17 protein-coding genes are annotated in these 23,953 nt (G+C 63.8%); 11 read left to right on the top strand and 6 right to left on the bottom strand.

The window, feature by feature from the left end; genetic code table 11:
- Positions 1-175: 175 nt before the first annotated feature.
- The 5 genes from NGR_RS13840 (at position 176) to NGR_RS13820 (ending at position 6,855) form a co-directional block, all read left to right on the top strand.
- The gene (locus NGR_RS13840) at positions 176-1,426 is read left to right on the top strand and encodes an IS110 family transposase (protein WP_164924195.1); all 1,251 of its coding nucleotides are present in this window, start codon (positions 176-178) and stop codon (positions 1,424-1,426) included.
- Between the two features lie 182 nt (positions 1,427-1,608).
- Positions 1,609-2,532 carry a pirin family protein gene (locus tag NGR_RS13835; RefSeq protein WP_012707077.1) on the top strand — a complete coding sequence of 308 codons (924 nt, stop codon included), beginning with the start codon at positions 1,609-1,611 and terminating at the stop codon, positions 2,530-2,532.
- A 136-nt stretch (positions 2,533-2,668) separates the two neighbouring features.
- Positions 2,669-4,606: a 1-deoxy-D-xylulose-5-phosphate synthase gene (gene dxs, locus NGR_RS13830; RefSeq protein ID WP_012707076.1), complete on the top strand. Its 1,938-nt coding sequence runs from the start codon at positions 2,669-2,671 to the stop codon at positions 4,604-4,606.
- A gap of 249 nt (positions 4,607-4,855) precedes the next feature.
- Entirely contained in the window at positions 4,856-5,611 is a 756-nt protein-coding gene (locus NGR_RS13825; protein ID WP_012707075.1) for a TlyA family RNA methyltransferase, read from the top strand.
- Complete coding sequence (locus NGR_RS13820; protein ID WP_012707074.1) at positions 5,608-6,855, top strand: class I SAM-dependent RNA methyltransferase; 1,248 nt, start codon at positions 5,608-5,610, stop codon at positions 6,853-6,855. Before NGR_RS13825 ends, NGR_RS13820 begins: the two co-directional genes overlap by 4 nt.
- A gap of 45 nt (positions 6,856-6,900) precedes the next feature.
- Here the strand turns inward: NGR_RS13820 and mcpU are convergent, their stop codons facing one another.
- The 3 genes from mcpU to NGR_RS13805 all read right to left on the bottom strand — a co-directional run bounded on the left by mcpU (position 6,901) and on the right by NGR_RS13805 (position 11,920).
- Positions 6,901-8,979: a methyl-accepting chemotaxis protein McpU gene (mcpU, locus tag NGR_RS13815; RefSeq protein WP_240545228.1), complete on the bottom strand. Its 2,079-nt coding sequence runs from the start codon at positions 8,977-8,979 to the stop codon at positions 6,901-6,903.
- A 340-nt stretch (positions 8,980-9,319) separates the two neighbouring features.
- Positions 9,320-10,072, bottom strand: a complete 753-nt coding sequence (locus tag NGR_RS13810) for a crotonase/enoyl-CoA hydratase family protein (RefSeq protein ID WP_012707072.1) — start codon at positions 10,070-10,072, stop codon at positions 9,320-9,322.
- Between the two features lie 66 nt (positions 10,073-10,138).
- Positions 10,139-11,920 (bottom strand): acyl-CoA dehydrogenase, encoded by a 1,782-nt coding sequence (locus NGR_RS13805; RefSeq protein WP_012707071.1) that lies wholly within the window; start codon positions 11,918-11,920, stop codon positions 10,139-10,141.
- A gap of 286 nt (positions 11,921-12,206) precedes the next feature.
- On the opposite strand from NGR_RS13805, the gene NGR_RS13800 reads away from it, so the two are divergent.
- On the top strand, positions 12,207-13,196 hold the full coding sequence (locus NGR_RS13800; RefSeq protein ID WP_012707070.1) for a transporter: 990 nt from the start codon (positions 12,207-12,209) through the stop codon (positions 13,194-13,196).
- A gap of 162 nt (positions 13,197-13,358) precedes the next feature.
- Positions 13,359-14,420 (top strand): glycoside hydrolase family 25 protein, encoded by a 1,062-nt coding sequence (locus NGR_RS13795; protein WP_164924194.1) that lies wholly within the window; start codon positions 13,359-13,361, stop codon positions 14,418-14,420.
- Between the two features lie 39 nt (positions 14,421-14,459).
- Here NGR_RS13795 and NGR_RS13790 read toward each other — a convergent pair whose 3' ends face one another.
- The gene (locus NGR_RS13790) at positions 14,460-15,560 is read right to left on the bottom strand and encodes a hybrid-cluster NAD(P)-dependent oxidoreductase (RefSeq protein WP_164924193.1); all 1,101 of its coding nucleotides are present in this window, start codon (positions 15,558-15,560) and stop codon (positions 14,460-14,462) included.
- Entirely contained in the window at positions 15,557-16,801 is a 1,245-nt protein-coding gene (locus NGR_RS13785) for an aromatic ring-hydroxylating oxygenase subunit alpha (protein ID WP_164924192.1), read from the bottom strand. The genes NGR_RS13790 and NGR_RS13785 overlap by 4 nt, the downstream gene beginning before the upstream one ends.
- 525 nt (positions 16,802-17,326) lie before the next feature.
- Between NGR_RS13785 and NGR_RS13780 the strand changes: the two genes are divergently transcribed.
- The 3 genes from NGR_RS13780 to NGR_RS13770 all read left to right on the top strand — a co-directional run bounded on the left by NGR_RS13780 (position 17,327) and on the right by NGR_RS13770 (position 20,427).
- Positions 17,327-17,926, top strand: coding sequence for a DUF6656 family protein (locus tag NGR_RS13780; protein ID WP_012707065.1), 600 nt, complete (start codon positions 17,327-17,329; stop codon positions 17,924-17,926).
- Positions 17,927-17,994: 68 nt separating this feature from the next.
- Positions 17,995-18,969: an L-threonylcarbamoyladenylate synthase gene (locus NGR_RS13775; protein WP_012707064.1), complete on the top strand. Its 975-nt coding sequence runs from the start codon at positions 17,995-17,997 to the stop codon at positions 18,967-18,969.
- A 27-nt stretch (positions 18,970-18,996) separates the two neighbouring features.
- A complete protein-coding gene (locus NGR_RS13770) occupies positions 18,997-20,427 on the top strand; it encodes an FAD-binding oxidoreductase (RefSeq protein WP_012707063.1) in 1,431 nt (476 codons plus the stop codon).
- A 127-nt stretch (positions 20,428-20,554) separates the two neighbouring features.
- Here the strand turns inward: NGR_RS13770 and NGR_RS13765 are convergent, their stop codons facing one another.
- On the bottom strand, positions 20,555-22,864 hold the full coding sequence (locus tag NGR_RS13765; protein ID WP_012707062.1) for a DUF1217 domain-containing protein: 2,310 nt from the start codon (positions 22,862-22,864) through the stop codon (positions 20,555-20,557).
- Between the two features lie 328 nt (positions 22,865-23,192).
- Here NGR_RS13765 and NGR_RS13760 point away from each other — a divergent pair, with 328 nt between their 5' ends.
- The gene (locus tag NGR_RS13760; protein ID WP_012707061.1) at positions 23,193-23,759 is read left to right on the top strand and encodes a DUF6101 family protein; all 567 of its coding nucleotides are present in this window, start codon (positions 23,193-23,195) and stop codon (positions 23,757-23,759) included.
- Positions 23,760-23,953 lie beyond the last annotated feature (194 nt).

The following is a 23,953-nucleotide window of genomic DNA, read 5'->3' as shown; positions in this document are numbered from 1 at the left end:
GGAGCAACCAATTGTCCCCTGTGGCCCGACCACCTGGAGAGGACGCGTGCCCCGTCGGATTGGCCGTGATCGATGCCCCGTGGGGAGTCCGCGCCGGAGCTGTATCCGTTTCCGAGCGCCAGTACAGGGATCGGCGAAGATCGCGGTGGCTCGCAGGCTTGGACGAGGAGAAGGGATGACCGATCAGAAACAATTCTATGCCGGCGTCGACTGGGCGTCGGAGAGCCATCATGTGTTCCTCACGGATGGTGATGGCCGGAAAATCGGCGAAAGGGTCTTCAGGCACGGCGGCGAAGGGCTCGCCGAGCTGGCGGCCTGGCTGACGGCAACCAGCGGTGCAACCGAGGCCGGGCAAATCCAGGTCGCGATCGAGGTGCCGCACGGGCCCGTGGTCGAGACGCTGATCGAGCGCGGCTGCCAGGTGCATGCCATCAACCCGAAACAAATGGATCGCTTTCGCGACCGGTTCACCCTGGCCGGCGCCAAGGACGACAGCCGCGATGCCGAAGTGATGGCCTCGGCCTTGCGCACCGATCGCCGGTGCTTCCGGCTGCTTGCCGCCGCCGATCCTGTCGTCATCGAATTGCGCGAATGGTCGCGCATGGCCGAGGACCTCGGCGCCGAGCGCAACCGGTTGACCAACCGCATGCGCGAGCAGCTCTGGCGCTACTTTCCTGCGCTGCTCGAGCTCGAAAACGACCTCGGGGCCGAGTGGCTGCTCGATCTCTGGGAAGCCGTGCCGACGCCGGCCAAAGCCGCGCGGATCCGCGCGGCGACGATCGCCAAGCTTCTCAAACGCAACCGCATCCGCCGCGTCGACGCCACCCATGTGCTCGCCGTGCTGCGCACGCCGCCCGTCAAGGTCGCCGCCGGGACGACCGAAGCCGCCAGCGCCCACATTGCCACGCTCATTGCCCGCATTCGCCTCGTGAACCGGCAGCTCAAGCAAGCGCATCAGCGGCTCGATACCCTGACTGCCCGCCTTGTCCCGACCGAGGCGACCGAGCCGGGGCAGAGGAAGCAGCATGACGTGGAGATCCTCGCATCCTTGCCGGGAGTGGGAAGGATCGTCCTCGCCACGCTGCTCGCAGAAGCCTTCGATGCCCTGCAGCGACGTGACCACGCCGCCTTGCGCAGTTTGACAGGAGTCGCGCCCGTTACCAAGCGGTCCGGCAAGAGCTGCATCGTCATCAGAAGACAGGCCTGCCACGACCGGCTCGCCAACGCCATGTACCATTGGGCACGCGTCGCCATTCAGCACGACTCTCGGAGCCGTTTGAAGTACGCCGCCCTTCGAAGTCAAGGTCACAGCCACGGTCGTGCCCTGCGATCCGTCGCCGACCGCTTCGTCAACGTCGCATGCGCAATGCTGAAAACCGGCACCACCTTCAATCCTTCCTTGGCCGAGCAGAAACTCTCTTGCTAAACGGTGGGGAGTCCTCTCCCCGCTTGCGGGGAGAGGGCTAGGGTGAGGGGCGAACCGGACGTCCGGTACCCTGTCCAACGATGCTCCGCCCCCTGGACCCGGAAACACTGCGTCTCCTGATTGCTGCTCCCGAAGCAGCCGCATTGGCAGTAAGTTGAGTGCCACCACCCGGAGGAAGTGCCATGTCGTTTTTTCCCGGTCCCGATCCGCTCGCCGGCGACAAGCCGGCCTGTGACGCCATCGAGCACCTGATCATCCCGCGCACCAGCGACATCGGCAACCTTGAGGTGCGCCGGGCGCTTCCGACGGCACGACGCCGGCTCGTCGGTCCGTTCATCTTCTTCGACCGCATGGGACCGGCGCTGCTGCGCGCCGGCCAGGCGATCGACGTGCGACCGCATCCGCATATCGGCCTGTCGACGGTCACCTACCTCTTCGACGGCGAGATCAAGCATCGCGACAGCCTCGGCACCGAAATGGTGATCCGCCCCGGCGACGTGAACCTGATGACGGCGGGGCGCGGCATCGTGCATTCCGAGCGCTCGCCGGAAAGCCAGCGCGGCCATGAACGGTCATTGTCGGGATTGCAAACCTGGCTGGCGCTCCCCGACGACAAGGAAGAGGTCGATCCGGTCTTCTCCCATACCGAAGAGCGCGTGCTGCCGCATCTTGCCGATGACGGCGTTCGCGCAAGGGTCGTCATCGGCCGGTTCGAAGGCGCTGCCTCGCCGGTCTCCACCTTCACCGACACGATTTATGTGGATCTCGCGATCGAGGCCGGCCGCAGCGCTCCCTTTGCCGCCCAATGGGAGGAACGCGCCATCTATATTCTTTCGGGCGAAGCGATCATTGCGGGCGATCATTTCGCCGACAACCAGCTTCTCGTCTTCCGGCCCGGCGACGAGATCACCATCACCGCGGGGCCGGCCGGCTGTCATGTCATGCTGTTCGGCGGCGCGGCGCTCGGCTCGCCGCGGCATATCTGGTGGAACTTCGTTTCCTCGTCCAAGGAGCGTATCGACAAGGCAAAGGAAGAATGGCGCAGCGGCCGCTTCGATATCGTGCCGGGGGACGAGGAAGAGTTCATCCCCTTGCCGGCAAGCTAATTTTTCGCCGAGCCCTTGGTTGACGACGCAGGAAAGCCTAATTTTTGCATTCAACCGGGATTGCGTCTAAACAGCCATCTGACGGAAATCATCAACAATCCGCGCGCCGCCCTTCGGCGCGCACGAGGCACGCAGCGTGACACAACTGCCAACCAATCCGATGCCGGCGACGCCGTTGCTCGACAAGGTCAATGTTCCAGACGATCTGAAGAAGATCGACGACAGGGACCTGCCGCAACTGGCGAGCGAACTGCGCTCGGAAATGATCGATGCGGTGTCACGCACCGGCGGCCATCTCGGCGCCGGCCTCGGCGTGGTGGAATTGACGATCGCCATCCACAAGGTCTTCGACACGCCGCATGACCGGCTGATCTTCGACGTCGGCCACCAGTGCTATCCGCACAAGATCCTCACCGGCCGGCGCGACCGCATCCGCACGCTGCGCCAGGAAGGTGGCCTGTCCGGCTTCACCCGGCGCGCCGAAAGCGAATACGATCCCTTTGGCGCGGCGCATTCGTCGACGTCGATCTCCGCCGGCCTTGGCATGGCGGTCGCAGCCGATCTTGACGGCAAGAGCCGCAACGTCATTGCCGTCATCGGCGACGGCGCGCTGTCGGCCGGCATGGCCTATGAGGCGCTCAACAATGCCGGCGCGCTCGATGCCCGCCTGATCGTCATTCTCAACGACAACGACATGTCGATCGCTCCACCGACCGGCGCGATGAGCGCCTATCTGGCGCGGCTTGCCTCGGGGCGGACCTATATGGGCATCCGCGAGGTCGGCAAGAAGCTGACCGCCTATCTCGGCAAGACGGTCGACCGGGCGATCACGCGCGCCGTCGAGCATGCGCGCGGCTACGTCACCGGCGGCACGCTCTTCGAGGAAATGGGCTTCTACCATATCGGCCCGATCGACGGTCACTCCTTCGACCACCTGCTGCCGGTCTTGCGCAATGTCCGCGACAATCGCCGCGGACCGGTGCTGATCCATGTGGTGACGCAGAAGGGCAAGGGCTATCCGCCGGCCGAGGCGGCCGCCGACAAATATCACGGCGTCAACAAGTTCGACGTGATCACCGGCGCCCAGGCGAAAGCCAAGCCGAATGCGCCGGCCTACACGTCGGTCTTCGCCGATGCGCTCACGCAGGAGGCAAGCCTCGACGACAAGATCGTCGCGATCACCGCCGCCATGCCGCACGGCACCGGCCTCGACAGGTTCGCGGCCGTGCATCCGTCCCGCTGTTTTGACGTCGGCATTGCCGAGCAGCACGCCGTTACCTTCGCCGCCGGCCTTGCGGCGGAAGGGTACAAGCCGTTTGCGGCGCTCTACTCGACCTTCCTGCAGCGCGCCTATGACCAGGTCGTGCACGACGTGGCGATCCAGGGCCTGCCGGTGCGTTTCCCGATCGACCGTGCCGGCTTCGTCGGCGCCGACGGGCCGACCCATGCTGGGTCCTTCGACACGACCTACCTCGCCTCGCTGCCGGGTTTCGTGGTGATGGCGGCAGCCGACGAGGCGGAACTGAAGCACATGGTGCGCACCGCCGCGGCCTATGACGACGGCCCGATCTCCTTCCGCTATCCGCGCGGTGAAGGCGTTGGCGTCGAGCTCCCGGAACGGGGCGAGATCCTTGAGATCGGCAAAGGCCGCATCATCAAGCAAGGCACCAAGGTGGCGCTGCTTTCCTTCGGCACGCGGCTCGCCGACTGTCTGCTGGCGGCCGAGGACCTCGATGCCGCCGGCCTTTCGACGACGGTTGCCGATGCGCGCTTCGCCAAGCCGCTCGACCATGAGCTGATCCGCCAGCTCGCCCGTCATCACGAGGTGCTGATCACCATCGAGGAAGGCGCCATCGGCGGATTCGCAAGCCACGTTCTGCACTTCCTCGCCGAAGAAGGCCTGCTCGATGGCGGCCTCAAGGTGCGGCCGATGGTGCTGCCGGACATCTGGATGGAGCAGGCTAAGCCCGAATCCATGTACGCCGCGGCTGGCCTCGACCGCGTCGGCATCGTCTCGACCGTTTTCAAGGCGCTCGGCCAGAAGCACTCCGTCGGTCTCGGGGCGGCCGGCTAAAGCGCGTCGCAACGCGGCCGCGCTTTAGTTTCCTGTTTTTGTGCATGTCGTCATCCCAAAACCGCTGCACACTTTTGGGCGACATGCACTACAGCGCCGCGCGCCTTACCAGGCGCGCAAAGGTCGCTGTAGCACTTTGAATTGCTGCATGTCTTCGTCCTTAAATCGAGGTCGATTTAAGGAGACATGCAGTAGGCAGATCTTGCCGAACGCCCTTGCAATGTGCCTCGCGACGGGCGATGACGGCCCATGTCCGATAACAAGCACTCCACGATCCGGCTCGACCAATTGCTGCTGAACAAGGGCCTGGTGGCCAGCCGCGCCCGCGCCCGCGACGCGATCCAACGGGGGACCGTCATGGTCGACGGGCGCACCGTGACCAAGCCCGCCACTGCCTTTGCGGCAAACGCAACGATCACGATCGACGATCCGGCGCAGGATTATGTCTCCCGCGCCGCCTTGAAGCTCGTTGGCGCACTCGACCATTTCGGCTTCGATCCGGCAGGTCAGATCTGCCTCGACATCGGCGCCTCGACGGGGGGCTTCACCGAGGTACTCCTGAAACGCGGTGCCGCCCATGTCGTCGCGGTCGACGTCGGCCACGGGCAGATGCATCCGCGCATCGCGGAAGACCCGGGGGTCACGAATATCGAAGGGCTGAATGCCCGGGCGATGACGGCAGACGATATCGGCAACCGAACCATCACCTTCATCGTCTCCGACGTGTCCTTCATCTCGCTCAAGCTGGCGCTGCCGCCGGCGCTGTCCCTTGCCGGGCCCGGCGCCCGTTGCATCCTGCTCGTCAAGCCGCAGTTCGAGGCCGGACGCGATGCGATCAGCAAGGCCGGCCTCCTCAAGGATCCGGAGAGTGCGCCCACCGTCGCCGCCGAGCTCGAGCGCTGGCTGGTAGAAGACATGGGCTGGCGGAGCCTTGGCCTCGTCCCCTCGCCCATTGCCGGCGGCGACGGCAACAAGGAATTTCTCCTCGCAGGGCTGAAGCCATGAGCACCGAGATCGTCACCGTCAATCGTCTCGGCGCCCAGGGCGACGGCATCGCCCAGACCGAAGCCGGCCCGGTCTACGCACCCTTTACCCTGCCGGGAGAAACCGTCGCGCTTGCCGTCAACAAGGCGCACGGCACGCTGATCTCGCTGAAGGAGGCCTCGCCGGACCGCATCGAGCCGACATGCCGGCACTTCGGCCCGGACGGCGTCAACGGCACCTGCGGCGGTTGCACGCTGCAGCATGCCTCCGACCCGCTCTATCACGCCTTCAAACGCAATCTGGTCATCGACGCCCTGAAGTCGAAGGGCCTGAAGCCCGAGGTGGCACCTTTGATCATCGCGCGACCGGGCGAGCGCCGGCGCGCCGTGTTCACGGCCCGGCGGACGGAGAAGGAACTGCTGCTCGGCTTCAACCAGGCGCAAAGCCACCATATCGTCGCGGTCGGCGAATGTCCGATCACGAGCCCGGGCATCGTCTCGCGGCTCCCGACCATCCGCAAGATTGCGGCAGCGATGGCGTCGGGCGCCGAGCCGTTCCGGATCACCGTGCTCGAGACCGACTCAGGACTCGACCTTGCCTTCGAAGACATCAAGCTCAGTGACAGGCAGCGACGCTCGACCGTCGAGGCCGTTCTCGGCGAGCGGGGCATTGCCCGCGTCAGCCTGAATGGCGAGATCATCATCGAGCCGGTCAAGCCATTGATCGACTTCGACGGCGTGTCGGTTTCGCCGCCACCCGGTGCCTTTACGCAGGCGACCCGGCCGGCCGAGGAGGCGATGGCCAAGCTGGTCCTCGGTCACATCGGCAAGGCGAAGCGCGTCGCCGATCTCTTCGCCGGCATAGGCACCTTTGCGCTGCGGATTGCCCGCACTGCACGCGTCCACGCGGTCGAAGGCGAAGACAAGGCGCTGAAGGCGCTCGACTTCGCGGCGCGCAACACGCAAGGGCTGAAGCCGGTGACGGTCGAGAAGCGCGACCTCTTCCGCCGGCCGATGATGGCGCAGGAGCTGAAGGTCTTCGACGCGGTCGTCTTCGACCCGCCGCGGGCCGGCGCCGAGGCACAGTGCCACGAACTCGCCCGCTCCGGCGTGAAGAAGATCGCCGCCGTCTCCTGCAACCCGGTGACGCTCGCCAGGGATCTGTCGATCCTCGTTGCCGCCGGCTATCGCATCAGATCGGTGACCCCCATCGACCAGTTCCTCTGGTCGGCGCATGTCGAGGCGGTCGCAACGCTCGAAAAATGAAAGAGGCCCGGTGGTTGGCCGGGCCTCTCGCTTCTGGGACGTCCGTCAGGCCGCGTAGCGGCGTTGGCCGGCGACGAAGCTTGCAGACGCCTGCCCATCCCCCAGCTTGAACTGAGCGAGCAGCGCATTGAGCGCGGCGGCTTCCTGCGCCAGCCCGTGGCTCGCAGCCGTCTGCTCCTCGACCATCGCCGCATTCTGCTGCGTGCCCTGGTCCATCGTGTTCACCGCCGTGTTGATCTCCTGAAGACCGGTCGACTGTTCGCGCGTCGCGGTGACAATCGCGCTGACATGCTTGTTGATCTCCTGCACTTCGGCGACGATCGCCTGCAGCGCCCGGCCGGTTTCGCCGACCAGCGCCACGCCGGAGCGGACCTGGTCGCCGGAGGTGGTGATCAGCGCCTTGATCTCCTTGGCGGCATTGGCCGAACGCTGGGCGAGTTCGCGCACTTCCTGGGCGACGACGGCAAAACCCTTACCGGCCTCGCCTGCCCGCGCCGCCTCGACGCCGGCATTGAGCGCCAGCAGATTGGTCTGGAAGGCGATGTCGTCGATCACGCCGATAATGTTGGAGATCTCACCCGATGACTTCTCGATCGCCTGCATCGCCTCGACCGCATTCTGCACCACTTCGCCGGATTTCTCCGCGCCGGCGCGGGTGCGGGCGACGAGACCGCCAACCTCCTCGGCGCGATGGGCGGAGTCCTTCACGGTCGTGGTGATCTCTTCGAGCGCTGCAGCGGTCTCTTCGACGGAGGCCGCCTGCTGTTCGGTGCGGCGGGCAAGATCGTCGGCAGCCGAACGAATCTCGCTCGCACCGGCATCGATCGCCCGGGCATTGGCGCCAACGGCGCGGAGCGCATCGTGCAGCTTGGCGACGGAATTGTTGAAATCGGCTCTCAGCCGGTCGAGGCGATCGGCGAAAGGATTTTCGATCCGGTAGGCGAGATCACCGTCGGCAAGCCGGCCGAGGCCGGTCGCCAGCGCTTCTACGGCATGCTGGACTTCCGCAACATCACGCGCCTTTTGCGCCTCTCGCTCGAGGCGCTCGCGCTCGGAGAGCGACCGGTTGGCATGCGCCTCGTCCTCGAGCCGGGCGCGTTCGAGGGCATTGGCACGGAAGACGGCGACGGCCGCCGCCATGGAGCCGATCTGGTCACGACGTTCCTCGCCCGGGATGGCAACGTCAAGATTGCCGGCGGCAAGCTTCTCCATGGCGCCGGTCATCTGCGTTACCGGGCGGATCACGAGACGGCTGAGCAGAGTTGCCAGGAAGACGATCATGGCGCCGACGGCAAGAAGGGTCGCAACGGTCGCGGCGATGCGGAACTGGCTGATCGCCGAATAGGCGGCGTCGGCGTCAAGCGCGAAGCCGATATACCATTCCACGGAGGGAAGCCCCTGGACCGGCACGAAACTGACGAGCATCGGCTTGCCGCCGAGTTCAGTGTGCATGATGCCGCTGCCGATCGAAGGTGTATCGACCGGGAAGGCATCGGAAAGCGTCTTCGTCACGAGCTTGGCATCGGGATGGACGAGGATCTGGCCGTCCTTGCTTGCCAGGAAGGCAAACCCCTCACCCCCGACGTCGATGTCGGTGATCATCGAGACCAGGGTTTTCAGCGAGAAGTCGCTGGCAGCGACGCCATAGAGCTTGCCTTCTCGCTTGACCGGCATGGCCGCGCTGATGATCAGGTCACCGCTCGAGGCGTCGATATAGGGCTCGGTGAGCACGCGGGCGTCGGTCTTGACCGCCTGCTGATACCAGGGACGCTGGCGCGGGTCATAGCCCTCGGGCAGCTTCATCTCCGGCCAGGTGATGAATTTGCCGCTCCCGTTGCCGACATAGGTCGACATGAACTCGCCGGTCAGGACATCGTTCTTGAGTGCGGCAAGGATGGCGGCCTCGTCGCTTGCGCGCGCCGCAGCGTCCGCCGCCATGGCGGTGAGCGTCACGCGGCCGTTCAGCCAGTTGGCGACGCTTTCAGCCGCCTGCTTGCCGGAGGAGGCAATATTCTCTTCGACGGCCTTTGTGGTCGTGCCGCGCTGAAGCGTATCGATGTAGACGGAAAAGCCGGCGAAGGCGCCGACGACGACGCAGGACGCGGCAACCAGGATGCGCGTCATCAGATTCGATCGTTTGGACAAGGGGTGGGCTCCTTGGAAGTTGCCGGCAGCTTTGCCGGACAACAGCGCGTGATGGATCCTTCCGCGCGTCGACAGCCCGAACGCCGTGGCGACAGGAAAAGACTGCGGGAGAGCGATTGGACATGCCGCGAGGGCAAGGCCGGCCATGCTTCATGCGGCCGGAAGGCCGGCATCGAAGCGCCGCGCGTTCTGCGAATGCACAAACCTGCGCGGCTTTGAGGATGGGCCTACTGCCGCCGGACGCTAACGAGTGCTATTTAAGATGCGATTAATATTGACATATGCAATTTCAGGGTGCCGCAGGCGGTTCTGAACGCCATCACCTGCGCATGAAGGCCTCGAAGGCGGCCCGCGCCTCGGTGCTCTTCAGCTGCGCGGCAAAATGCTCGGCCTCCTTGTCGATCCGAGCAAGAACGTCATTCCGGTCGCCGCGGATCAGGTCACGGGCGATGCGCAGCGCCTCGGGCGGCTTCCTGGCAAGACGCGCGGCAAGGGCCAGCGTTTCCTCCTCGACGGCATTCTCGCCGACGATCTTCCAGATCAGCCCGGCCTGAAGGGCTTCGGCCGCTTCGAGCGGCTCGCCGGCGGCAAGAAGGGCAAAGGCGCGCTGATGACCCATGATGCGCGGTGCGAGCAGGCTGGAGGCCGCTTCCGGCACAAGCGCCAGATCGACGAAGGGCGTCTTGAACACCGACCGGGCCGAGGCGACCGTCAGGTCGCAGTGGAGATGGATCGTCGTGCCGATGCCGATCGCCAGACCGTCGACGCCGGAGACGACCGGCTTCGTCGCGCTCGCCAAGGCGCGAAGGAAATCGAGAACCTCGCCGCCCATGCTCCCGCCCATGGCGAAGGCCAGGAAGTCATTCATGTCGTTGCCGGCCGAAAAACAGCCATCCGTTCCGAGGAATGCGGTGGCGCGGATCGCCGGGTCCGATACGGCGACCGTCAGCGCATTGGTCATCTTCGCGTACATCTCGCGGGTGAAGGCGTTCTTCTTTTCCGGCCGGTTGAAGCGGATCACCTGTACGCCAGGATAGGCCTCCGGACGTTCGACGAGTACATGATCGGTCATGGGAATTCCCTATCTTGAGACGTGGCCCTGCAGGCGAAAGCCGCACGCCCTCTTCCTCTTCCAGCTTTAGTCGAGAATGGCGCGGGCGGCGGCGAGGCTGTCCGCCCCGGCGACGACGCGGTCCCTGAGCGCCGCCGTTTCGGCCAGCAGATTTTCCGCGGCGAAGCGGCAGAGCGCGATGCGCGCCTCCTGCTTCCCGTCACCGGCTTCCGCCAGGCCGCCCTTGGCGAGATAGACGCCGGTCAGCGCCAGGCCGAAGAGGCGCTGGTAGGCGGTCGCGCCGGCAAGCGCTTCGGCGGTTCGTCCCTCGGCCAGTGCTGCAAGCAGCCATTCGGTGGCGTCGGCAAGATCGGCAATCGACGCCTCCAGGCGCGCTGCGGTCTCCCCGAACCCCTGCCTGTTCGAAGCCGCAACGGCATGAGCGACTTCACGAAGCTCGCCGATGAAGCCGCGCACCTGGGCGCCCTCCGAGAGCCGCAGCTTGCGGGTGACGAGGTCGATCGCCTGGATGCCGTTGGTGCCTTCATAGATTGGCGCAATGCGCGCGTCGCGCAGATAGCGGGCCGCACCGGTTTCCTCGATGAAACCCATGCCGCCATGCACCTGGATGCCCATGGAGGCGACGTCGACGCCGGCATCTGTGGCAAAGGATTTGGCAATCGGCGTCAGCAGGCTCGAGCGCTCCTGCCATTGGTGGGCCTTTTCGCTGTGGCTCGCATGCGCCATGTCGACGGCGTGCGCGCAGGCATAGGCAATGGCGCGCGCCCCTTGAGTCAGCGCCTTCATCGTCAGCAACGTGCGGGCGATATCCGGATGCTCGATGATCGGGCTCATGCCTTGACCGGTCCAGCCGGGCGCCCGGCCCTGGGTGCGTTCCCTGGCATAGGCGATTGCCTTCTGGGTGGCGGCCTCGGCGATCGCCACGCCCTGCATGCCGACGGCCAGGCGGGCGTTGTTCATCATCGTGAACATGCAGGCAAGCCCGCGGTTTTCCTCGCCGACCAGGTAACCGATCGCACCCTTTTCATCGCCGAACCTGCCGTCGCCGTAGATCATCGTGCAGGTCGGCGACCCGTGAATGCCGAGCTTGTGCTCGAGCGAATGGCAGAAAAGATCGTTGCGGGCGCCGAGCGAACCGTCCGCATTGACGAGGAATTTCGGCACGAGAAAGAGCGAGATGCCCTTCGTGCCGGCCGGCGCATCCGGCAAGCGCGCCAGGACGAGGTGGACGATGTTGTCGGTGAAATCGTGCTCGCCCCAGGTGATGAAGATCTTCTGGCCGAAGATGCGGTAGGTGCCGTCGGCGCGGCGCTCGGCACGGGTCTTGAGCACGCCCAGATCCGAACCGGCATGCGGCTCGGTCAGGTTCATCGTCCCCATCCACTCGCCGGAGACCATCTTCGACAGAAAGGTCGCCTTCAAGGCATCCGAGCCATGCTTCTCGACCGCTTCGATCGCACCCATGGTCAGCGTCGGGCCAAGCGCGAAGGCCATGGAGCCGCTGTTCCACATCTCCATGGCTGCGACATGCAGCATGTGCGGCAGGTCCTGGCCACCAAAAGCCTCGGGCGCCGTCAGGCCGTTCCAGCCACCTTGAATCCAGTCATGGTAGAGATCGCGCCAGCCCTCCGGCGTCTTGACCGCGCCGTCGACAAGCCGTGAGCCCTGCCGGTCGCCGACCTCGCCGAGCGGCGCCACCTCTTCGGTTGCAAAGCGGCCGGCTTCCGACAGGATCGCCTCGACGAGGTCTTCGCCAAGTTCACCGAAAGTGCCCGCTCGCACGGCCTCGGCCATGCCGGCCACGTGCTTCAGGGTGAATGCGATCTCGTCCACCGGTGCCTTGTACATGGTGCTCCTCCCTTTGCGGCCGCAGGCGCAGGCTCTTCGGCCCTAAAGCGCGTCGCATTCAATCACATTCATGCGATGCGCTTTAGGTCTTGTTCTTGTGCATGTCGTTGTCCCAAAACCGTTCCCCACTTTTGGGTGACATGCATGACATGCGCCGCACACTATTTGTTTTTACGTAAACGTCAACGTCAATTCCTTGCCTGATCGCGGTGGCGGCAGACTGTAACAAAACTGTCATTGAGGGCGAATAGAAGCCATTGCGCATGGCCCTGTTCACGGCGCTCCAATGAACCTGATTTCTCCCGAGATACCCGGCCTCGTCTGGGCCTACCGGTTCCTGCCCGGAGAAAGCCGTTGCGTGCCCCTCGCGACCGATTCGCCCGTCGACAGCCTGCAAACCGGCGACGGTTGGATCTGGCTGCATCTGGCGCTGAGCGATGCGCGCACGCCGGCGCTGATCGAGCGCATCGGCAATCTGCCGCCGGCGGCGATTGCAACCCTTACCAGTCACGACACCCAGGCGGCGATTACCGTTGCCGAGGACGTCGTCTACGGCACGCTTGTCGATTTCGAGCGAACCTTCGACACGATGACCAAGACGATCGGCTGGCTGCATTTCGCCGTCAGCGACCGGATGATCATCACCACCCGCCTGCATCCGCTGAGAAGCATCGACCGCGTCAAGGCGGCCGTCGAGAAAAGCGCCAAATGCGGCCGGCCGATCGATCTCTTCGAGATGCTGGTTGTCGAGTTCCAGCGGACGCTCATCACCCTGGTGCTCGAATTGACGGAGGAGCTGAACGTCATCGAGGACCGGGTCTATGGCGAAGCGGGGCACCGGCAGCAGCCGGGGCTCGCGCCCTTGCGCCGAACGGTGGTGCGCTTGCATCGGCATCTGAGGACGATCCTCGCCTTGCTGCGGCGCGCCGGCGCCTCGGATGAAGATGAGGTGCCGCCGGGCTTCATCGACGCGGCCGAGCGGCTTTCGGACCGGCTGGAGACGGTCGACCGCGACGTCTTTGCACTTCAGGAGCGCGCCAGGCTGCTGCACGAGGAGATCGACAGCAAGATTTCCTCGGAGACCAACCGCCACCTCTACATCCTGTCGCTGATGACCGCCTTCCTCCTGCCGCCGACGCTCGTCACCGGTTTCTTCGGGATGAATACGGGCGCCCTGCCCTTCGCCGACGGCAGCGGCACATTCTTTGCCGGGCTGATCATCGCCGCTTCCATGGGACTGGCATGGCTCATCCTCAAGCGCGTCGGCATCCTGTAGACCGGGCACGACCAACCTGCGTGGATTTCGCGTTACAATCCAGAGCCGAGTCCGGCGGCACTTTACCGCCAAGAGTCAGTGTACAGGAGCGGCGCTCTTCTGCAGATTGGCTGAGGGGCTGAGATTTACGACCCTTTAACGCTAAGTCGGCAATCTCAGAGAATGGAAAAGCGGGGAATCTCGATCTCGGGGATGATCTTGCGCCTGGCGGCCCTGGTGGGCCTGACCTTTGCGGCGGCGAACGCACGCGCCGCTGACGTCGAGCCGTGGAAAGCGCGGCAGAACGCCATCATCGTCGACGCATACGAGTTGAACAGCATCGACTGGGACGCGATGCTGAAGGACAAGCGCATCGCCGGGTTCATCGCGAAAGCCTCCGACGGCCTTCCTGAAAGCTTTACCTGCACCGGCGATCACGGCGGAGACACTGTCGCCCACTGCAAGACGATGTGGCGAAAATATGCGGTCAGCCGGGAACTCTACCAGACCCGCCGGATGATCGCGCGCTTCCAGGGACTGCTGTGGGGCGCCTATCATTTGGCGCGGCCGGGCAATCCTGTCGATCAGGCCAATCACTTCCTCGACTATGCGGAGCCGCGCGACGACGAACTGATGGTCCTCGACATCGAGGGCATCGATCCAGAAGACTACATGTCGCTCGAGGACGCCGCGATCTTTGCCGGCCACATCAAGGCCCGCACCGGGCGTTACCCCATCCTCTATACCAACCACATTACCGCGAAATACATCGCCGCCAACCGCCATCAACACCGGCTGCTTTCGCGCCTGCCGCTCTGGTATGCCCGCTACAAACCCGACATTCGCGACGTCTTCCCGATGGGCAACTGGGACGGCTACGCGCTATGGCAATTCTCGTCGTCCCATAATTGCGGAAAGAAGCGCTGTCCCTATCGCGTCCCGGGCACGCTCAACGACATCGACGTCAATGTCGCCGCGATGAGCGTTTCGGAATTGAAGAAGGTCTGGGCGCAAGGCGCGCTCCTCCCGGAAAAGCCGCCGATCGTCACGGTCGTCGCTTCCGCGAAGCTCGGCAGCGCGCCTGCAGCGAGCGCAGCCGTCTCCATCCCGCTCACGCAGCCCCTGCTCATCAGCCGCGCCGAGGCCGACAGCGGATCGGGCACCGGCGTCGACGGAACGGTCACCGGGGCGATCAGCGTAAAAGCGGCCGAGGTGCATCTGCCCAACCAGCCCGAGCGCCGCTGACGCGGACCAACGGCAGCCCCCGCTCCGAAATAAAATCGCTCACGCCTCGATCTGAACGTCGCCCAAGGGCCGCGAGCAACAGGCGAGGATGTAGCCCTCGTCGATCTCGTCGTCGAGAATGCCGCCATTGTGGTTCATCGCGACATCGCCGGCGATCTTCAACACGCGGCACGTGCCGCAGATGCCGCCCTCGCAGGCGGCACCAATCCTGACGCCGTTGGCGCGTGCCGTCTGCAGGATCGTCTGGCCGGGGACCGCCGAAACATCCTTGCCGCTCATCGTGAAGGTCACCCGCGCCGCCTCGGCGCCAGCGCCGGTCGCCGGTCCGGCGCGAATGGCAAGCTCCTCTGCCGCCGGGGCCGCTGCCGGCTGGAAGCTTTCCTGGTGGTAGCGGGCCATGTCGAAGCCGGCCCCTTTCAACATGTCCCGGACGCCGCGCATGAAGGGCTCGGGGCCGCAACAGAAGACCGTTCGCTCGAGAACATCCGGTGCGAGCAGCGGCAGCTTCGTCGCATCGATGCGGCCGCGCAGGCCGTGCCAACCGTGACGGGCTTCGTGCCCTTCCACCAGGAAGCCGAGATTGAGGTGCGGCATCTGGCGGGCGAGGATCTCGAGCTCCGACTTGAATAGCAGGTCTTCCGGCTGCCTCGCGCAGGAGACGAAGGTGACATCCGTTGCCGGCGCGCAGTCCGCCATCCAGCGGGTCATCGACATCATCGGGGTGATGCCGGACCCGGCCGAGATGAAGAGATATTTTTCGCCCGGATGCCGGACGAAGCTGAAATCGCCGAGCGGCCCCAGCGCCTTCAACACCATGCCGGGCTTCAGATTGTCAAACATCCAGCGCGTGCCGATGCTGTTCGACTGCGCCTTCACCGTCACGGCAACCGAAAGCGGGCGCGACGGCGTCGACGACAGCGTGTAGGTGCGCATGACCGGTTCCTCGCCGGTCGGAAGTTCGAGCGTCACGAACTGCCCGGGCAGATAGCGGAACCAGGCCGGCCTGTCGGAGCGGAAGGTGAAGGTCATCACATCCGCGGTCTCGGCGACCACGGAGGTGCATTCAAGCAGGTGCTGGCGATCGATCCAGGGGTGCAGCTCGTCGAAATGGTGGAAGGAGCGGGCCATTTCCATGGTCATGCCACCCGCGACAGAGGAGCGGCGCTGCCCTGCAGGCGATCCAGCATGAAGCGCGAATACCAGTCGACGAACTGCATGACGCCCCCCTCGTGTTCCGCCGAATAGGGCCCCGGCTGATAGGCCGGCGAACGGATGCCGAATGCGTTTTCCTCGACGATCTGGCGGTCCTGGTCGTTGGTCTCGGTCCAGACATGCGTCAGATCCTCGAGCGTATAGTCGACACCCTCGACCGCATCCTTGTTGACAAGCCATTTGGTCGTGACCTCAGTCAGTTCCGGCCCGAGCGGCAAGACCCGGAAGGTGATCGCGTGGTCGCCGAGGATGTGGTTCCAGGTCGTCGGATAATGGAAGAGAAGCAGCGTGCCGATGCGGTTCGCGTCGACGCCGGCGGAAAGCTGTTGGCGCACGGCCCTCTCGCCGGACATCGTATAGCTCTCGGCCCCGTTGATGAGCGGCATTCTCGTCATGCGGAACTGGCCGGTCGGGCCGATCTTGAAGGCGCTCGGCAGCCCCGCCGCCTCACATCTTTCCCAATGGGCACCGATTTCCGGATCGTCCATGGCGCCCTGGACGCCGGTCACGGTCGGAGCCTCCGGATAGGTCCGGCAGAGTTCCGGATGGTTGGCGGCGCAATGGTAGCACTCGCGGTTGTTCTCCCAGACAAGCTTCCAGTTGCCCTTCTCGACGATCTTGCTCTCGTAGGCGACCTTGGTTTCGCCTAGGCGATGCGGCGCCAGATAGCCGGCAACGGTCTCTCGGAACGGCTGGAAATCCATCGGCTCGTCGGCGAGGCTGACGAAGATGTAGCCGCCGACGGTCTCGCAATTGACCGGCTTCAGGCTGTGCTCGGACGGATCAAAGCCTTCCGGCATCTGCCGGGCAAAAAGCAGCCGGCCGTCGAGTTCGTAGGTCCACTGGTGATAGGGACAGACGAGCTTGGCCGAGGAGCCCTTGTGCTGCGTACAAACGCGCGAGCCGCGGTGGCGACAGGAGTTATGCAGCGCCCGGACCGCCCCTTGCCGATCGCGCACGATGACGACCGGGTAGTCGCCGACCTGCAGCGTGAAATAATTGCCGGGCCGCGGGATTTCGCAGTCGTGGCCGACGAAGAGCCAGTCCTTGTACCAAATATGCTCCAGGTCCTGGCGGTAGTAGTCCGGGTCGATATAAAAAGCCCGATCGAGACTGTAGCCGTCGCGACGCGTCTTCAGCTTGCGCAGCATATCGTTCTGAATGTCCATGCCCATATCCTCGTTAGCCCTGTTTCGGAGAGGACGGACAGAAACCCGCGCCGAAGATATGCCGTGCGCCATGGTCCCGATCCGGCTGCCCGCCGCAACCAGTTACGGTCGTTTACGCCTCAAGGCTGGGGTTCTCCACCGTTGCGTGGCAGCCGGAATTTGAGCGGCTCCCCAATTCTCCATCCCTGCCCTGGGGCGGTACCTTGACGATCTCAATCTAGGCGGGGAGTTCGGCTCGACAACTGCCGATGTGCGACATTCCATTTTGGAAAGACGACAGAGATTTTCGCGCGATCACGTCGAGGCATCTATAATATTTTATAGAATAAACAATACGATAGGTGGAACGCTTCCAGACGCTGAATTTTCTGAGAAGCGCCGTCTCCGCCGCGAAGACGGCTGGCCTTTTTGCGACACAAAGCAAGGCGAGACAACCGGCGAAGCGCCGAAATAGTCTGTTAACCATAGTGATTTAGCGTTCGCTGACGGATCAATCCGCTTGGCTGAAAAGTGACGCAGAGGTCGATGGCAAAGCTCAGATATTACGACGCCTCCGGCGGAACACAGGCGCCGACGCCGAAAACGGCGGGCCATACGGAATTCCTGCGCACCGGCCGCATCGACCGGCGCCGCCCGTGGTTGCCCGAGCAGCGCCGCTACATGACCCATGAGGAGGTGGCCGAGAAAACGGGCCGGAAGCTGCAGGCGGCCGGCGAAACGACCCACAAGAGGATCAACGGCTTTCACGCCTCTATCCAGTTTCCGAAGTTGATCTTCCACCGGACGCTCGCCGACAGTCCCCATCTCGGCTATTGCCATGTGACGGCCGCAAGGACCAACCTCAATCACTCGCGCGAAATCGCCTGGGCTTTCTATTTCGCCAACTTCTTCTCGGACCTCGGTGACGAGACGCATTTCTTCGAGCGGATACAGCCAAGCTATTCACGCATGTATTTCGCGGTTGCGATCGAGCCGAACGCCGAAGGCGGGCAAATGGCCATCAATCGCAACGTTCGCGGCAATGGTCTGATCTTCCGGACGCAGGATCCGAAAGTGGCGCTCAAGAACGTCCTGATGCTCGGCGCACGCGACGAGGCCCTGCGGCGGATCATTCGCCGCCTCTAAGCCCAAGAAAATCGTTCTGTTTTCCCGCCTCCTCCGTTAAGGAAACGACGGAAGGAGCAGAAACCGCCATGGCCGAAATCATCGACACGCGCATCGAACCGGACCGAGCGATCGAGAAGGCCTGCGCCGCGCTCTCCGAGGGTGAGCCTGTCGCCATTCCGACGGAGACCGTCTACGGCCTTGCTGCGGATGCGACCAATGCCGATGCGATCAGCCGCATCTACGAGATGAAGGGCCGGCCGCGCTTCAATCCGCTGATTTGCCATGTCTCCGACATGGCAATGGCCGAAGCGCATGTGGTGTTCGACCCGCTCTCCAGGCGGCTCGCGGAGGCATTCTGGCCCGGACCTCTGACGCTGATCCTGCCTGAGCGGCGCGAAAGCACCGTGCATGCCCTTGCCTCGGCCGGCCTCGAGACGCTGGGGATCCGCATGCCCGAAGGCTTCTCCCGCCGGGTGATTTCACATTTCGGGCGGCCGCTGGCCGCCCCGAGCGCCAATACGTCGGGAAAGATCAGCCCGACCAGCGCGGCGCATGTGGAAGCGGACCTCGGCGCGAAGCTAGGGCTGATCCTCGATGCGGGACCAGCCGAAATCGGCCTTGAGTCGACGATCATCAAGGTCGAAGCCGGCAGGCTCCGATTGCTCCGGCCGGGCGGTCTCGACGCGGCGGAGATCGAGGCGCTCACCGGCCTTACCGTCGGACGCCCGGAAGCGGCGGGGGCGACGATCGAGGCGCCCGGCATGCTCGCCTCGCACTATGCACCCGGTGCTGCGGTGCGGCTCAATGCCAAGGACGTCCGCAAGGGTGAGGCGCTGATCCGCTTCGGCGGCAAGGCCCTGCCCGGCGAAAGCGCGGCGGCGATCGTGCTCGACTTGAGCCCCAGCGGCAATCTCAGGGAAGCAGCCGCCAATCTTTTCGACTATATGAAAAGAGCGGACGCGAGCGGCGTTTCAAGCATCGCTTTCGGCCCGGTTCCAAGCGAGGGTCTCGGCGAAGCGATCGTCGACCGCCTCGAGCGGGCCGCCGCCCCAAGGATTTGACCGGCAAGACGAATCGCAGGCAGGATCATGACAGCAATCCCTTCTCCCGAATTGATCGCTTCCTTCGCGGACATCGTCGGCCCCGGCCATGCGCTGACCGCCCCGGCAGAGACGGCACCCTACCTCGTCGAATCGCGCGGCCTCTACCACGGCACGACGCCGCTCGTGCTCAAACCCGGGTCGGTCGATGAAGTCTCGCGAATCCTGCAGCTCGCCAGCCGGACGCAAACGGCGATCGTGCCGCAGGGCGGCAACACCGGCCACGTTGCGGGACAGATCCCGCGCGAGGGAAAGGCCGACGTGGCTCTGTCACTCGAACGGCTGAATCGCATCCGCGACATCGACCCTGTCGGCAATGTCATCGTCGCCGATGCCGGCTGCATTCTCGCAGATATCCAGAAGGCGGCGGACGACGTCGACCGATTGTTCCCCTTGTCGCTCGGATCGGAAGGCTCGGCGCGGATCGGCGGCAATCTTTCCACCAATGCCGGCGGGACCGCGGTGCTTGCCTATGGCAACACGCGACAGCTCTGCCTGGGGCTGGAAGTCGTGCTACCGACCGGAGAAGTCTGGGATGGCCTGAGGCGGCTCAAGAAGGACAATACCGGCTATGATCTGCGCGATCTCTTCATCGGCGCGGAGGGAACACTTGGCGTCATCACCGGCGCGGTCCTGAAGCTGTTCCCGAAACCGCGCGGCCATCAGGTCGCCTTTGCCGGGCTCGCAAGCGTTGACGCCGCGCTCAGCCTCTTCGACCGGGCATCGAGCCTCTGCGGCCCCGCCTTGACCGGCTTCGAGCTGATGCCGCGGCTCGGCATCGAATTCACCACCCGCCACATACCGGGCGTTCGCGATCCGATGGAAACGAGCCATCCCTGGTATGCGCTGATCGATATCTCCAGCTCGGATTCCGCCGAGAGCGCGGAGCGGATGGTGCAAGGCCTGCTCGAGGCAGGCATCGACGACGGTCTCGTCGAAAATGCCGTCATCGCCCAGAGCGAAGCGCAGCGAAAGGCGCTCTGGCACTTGCGCGAGAGCATGTCGCCGGCACAGAAGCCCGAAGGCGGCTCGATCAAGCACGACGTCTCTGTGCCGGTGTCGAGCATTCCGGCCTTCATGGCGGACGCGGACGCGGCGGTCATGACGGCGATCCCCGATGCGCGCATCTGCGCCTTCGGCCATATGGGCGACGGCAACATCCACTACAACATTTCCCAGCCGATCGGCGCGGATAGCCAGGCCTTTCTGGCCCGCTGGCGCGAAGTGAACGCGATCGTTCACGCCATCGTGCTGAAATACAACGGATCGATCTCGGCCGAGCACGGCATCGGCCAGTTGAAGCGCGACGAACTCGCGGCCATCCGCTCGCCGATCGAGATCGAGCTGATGCGGCGGATCAAGCATGCCTTCGATCCGGCCGGGATCATGAATCCGGACAAGGTGCTGCGGCAGGACTAGATCACGATGATTTTGGGTCGAATCGACCCAAAATCATAAACGTGATCGATTCTAATGAGTTAGAGCGGGATGCGGGCGGAAAGCCGCACACGCTTTTCCTCATCCCGCTCCAAGACGAAGGCGGCGCTTACCCGCCCATCCGGAGCTGGGACAGCGTATAGAGCGTGTCGGCGCTGATGCCGACGCTGCTGCCCGTACTTGTCAGGACCGACACAGCCGGGTCGACCTCCGTGTTGTTTTCGAGATCGTAAAGCACGGCAAAGCGTGCCAGCAGCTTCTTCAGTTCAGCCGGGTCGCTCAGTTTCTCGAGATCGAGATTCTTTTCGACGATCTTCGCCTGCTGGTCGATGTCCATCGTGCTGAACTCGTCGGGCAGGCTGAAGATCGTGCGGAAGACCTCGGCAAGCGCGTCGTCGGCCAGGAGGTCATAGGCATCGACGAGCGACCCCGCCTTCCGTTCGAAATAGAGCGCGAGGCGAACGCCTTCATTGCTCTCGCCGGCCTGTTCTTCCAGCGTCTGGCGCAGATACTGGTCGAGCGTTTCGTAGAGCCCCTGGCGCGTGACGATGCTATCCCTGTCCTCGCGCAGCACGTTTCCTTCGCTATCGAAATTGAAGGAAGTAACGAGCGAGACATAGGCAGCGGAATTTTCCTGTTCGTTGATGACGCTCTCGGGATCGTCGAGATCGGAGTTGAAGATCTGGCGGAGCACGTCGGCGGTCACCCCCTCGGGGTCGATGCCGTTCGCCTCAAGCGCTATGGTGACAAGGCGGTCGTCGGCAAGGAATTCGTCAAGCGAGGAGAGCTTGGCAACCCCGGCCGTATAATATTCGCTTTCCTCTTGAGCTTTGGTCTTGTCGTCCTCCGACCCAAAACGGGACTTGATGACGATATGGTTCTTTGCCGTTTCCTGGATTTGCGTTTCCGATTGAGCCAGTGCCGGCGGGCCGATCTCACCCTCTGTCGTAAAGTTGAACAGTTTGGCGAGCGTCACGTAACGCTCGTCCTTGAGCGAGTAGACGTAGCTTTTCGGATCCGTGAGGTCGCTGGTCAGGACGCGCTTGATGGTCCGTGTGCTTGCCGTGTCGGGATCCAGGCCGACGGCCTTGAGGGCGAAATCATAGATCGACGCAGACCCGATGAAATCGTCGACGGACGTCATGCTGGCGACAGCGGTCTTGTAGGCACTGACCGCCTTTTCGTCGGCTTCGTCGTCCTTGTCGTTGTAACGCGTCATGTAGCGGTTGGAGGTGAGCGTCGTCTGCGCCGCAGTCTGCGCGCTGTCGCCGACGGCCAGCGTGCCGTCCTCCTGGAAGTTGAAGGCATTGGCAAGCGCCAGATAGTTCGCGTCGCCGCCGCCGATCGTGTTGACATAGCTGTCGGGGTCATCCGGGTCGCTCGTCAGAATGTTCTTGATCGTTGCGGAAACGATCGTCACCTCGTCGAGGTCGAAAGCGGTCCTGATGTAATTGTAGAGGCGTGTATCCGCGAGGAGCTCAGTGACGGTCGTGATACTCGCGATCGTCTCCTCGAAATAGGCCTTGTTCAGCAGCGCCGCCTGCGACGTAACGCGGGAATTGCTGGAGATATAGAGTTCGTTGGTCGTCTCTTTGTTTTCGTCCGTCTGTGCGGCGCCCGCGGTCACCGTGCCATCGGAGTTAAAGTCGAAGGCAGCGGCGAGGTCGATATAGTTGTTCAGCGTGGCAATGGAATTTGCGTAGGTCGTTATCTTGCTCTCGAGTTCCGCCTCTTCCTCGTCGGTGAGGCCGCCGGCGGTCAACTGCGCTTCCGCCGCGGCCTTGGCGGTCTCGAGTTCGGAGAGCTTCGGAGCAATCACTGTATTCTCGTAGCTGCTCGCATCGCCGGAACTGCTGGACAGCACGCTGCGGATCGTCTGGCGGGAATAGGTGCTTTCGTCGACGCCGAAGGCCGTGAAGACATAGGCTCTCAGCCTGTCGTTGTTCAGAAGCTGATCGACGCTGGTGATCTTGTCGATCATGACGTTGTAGTAGCGGGTTTCCTCCTCCTGGGTCTCCGCGATGTTGAGAATGCTCGTATCGTAGAGGCCGATGATCTCGTCGAGCTGCGCCTCCGTCTGCGAGACGGCGGTCGCGCCGCTGAAGCTGTAGGCGAGGGCGAATTCGCGGTAGCGGTCGTCCGTCAGGCTGTTGGCGAAGCTGCTCGTGTCGGAGAGGTCGCTTTCGAGCACCTTTCGCATGAAGGCGACCGAATCGATCATGTCCCCCAGGCCAAAGGCCGTCATCGCGTAGGAATAGAGCCGGTAGTCGTCGAGGAACGCGTCTACCGAACTCACATTGCCGATATTCTCCTTGTAGTATTGCGTGTCGCGCGCGACGACCGTCTGCTCCGACACCCGCTTCAGGCTGACCTTCATGTCCCGCGCGATGAGATTGTAGTCGAGATAGGTCGAAACCATGCGCGCTGCCCCGCCAACAAGGATTGGGGACAGCCGGCGCGCGACATCCCCAATGGTTATTCCGATCGTCCGAAACTGGATCAACAGGCTTGTGCGTGGCTTTTCGGCCGACTGCCCGCCGACCCGCAAAATGCCGGCAATTTCGTTGACGAACGAGAAACCTTGCCGCCTCGGCTTTTGCTAACCATCGGTAGATGCAAAGTTTTTTTAACCGCGATTTTTAAGTCACCCGGAAGGGGGGCCGCCTATCCTCCCGCCCATAGAGGACGAAAACGTCCCGAGAAGAAGACCGGGAACCGGCTCTCAAGGAAAACAAGGGCGATTAAAAATGCGCAACACACTCTCTCAACCGGCCTGGGTAGGAAACACGCTGCGGCTCGATCCGAAGCGTTTTCCGCAGCAGGCGACCTATGTCCTGCGCGGCGATGTGGGCAATGTGAGCATCAGCCTCGACCAGCGTGGCGCCGTCCTGCGCAAGGTGCTACCATCCAGCGGCCTGCCCCTTTCGATCGCCTTGCCGGCACGAGCTTTCAAAGGAGTCGCGGCGCGGGCCATCGACCATGGCGACGGGGAGGTAACTGTGACGCTGGAGCTCCATCACGACGATCCGGATCTTTGCATCCCGTTGCTCGTTGCGCACGACCTTTCCGACATCGCGGCCGACTGGCGTGCCTGGGCCGAGGCCTACCGCATCCCGATGCTGATGGTTGAGGCGGACGGGGTCGCGCGGCCGCTCGAAGAACATCTCGGCGAAATCCGCACGGCACCGGTAAAGCCGCGCCGGCGCCACTCCTTCTTTGCCGAGCGCCGACCCCGCTTCCTCGTGCGCCGTTCCACCGGCAAGCTCGGCGTGCACATGAAGATCGACGGGCGCGAGATCATCGCCCGGAGCTGACGGGCTGCCGGTCCTAAACCATTCTCCAGTGCAAAAGCCGGCCAATCCCTGCGGCCGGTTTTTTGTTGTGCGGTCGGTGTTACGGTGGAAACAGCAGGTTCGGCCTTCGTCATGCCACAAGCGGCACATAGCCAAGGCAACGAATGAAGGAGATACCGATGCGCAAGCACCTGCTCGCCACCCTCGTCGCCCTT

Source organism: Sinorhizobium fredii NGR234 (assembly GCF_000018545.1).
In the GTDB taxonomy this organism is placed as follows: Bacteria; Pseudomonadota; Alphaproteobacteria; order Rhizobiales; family Rhizobiaceae; genus Sinorhizobium; species Sinorhizobium fredii_A.
This window is presented reverse-complemented; position numbering and strand designations above follow the sequence as displayed.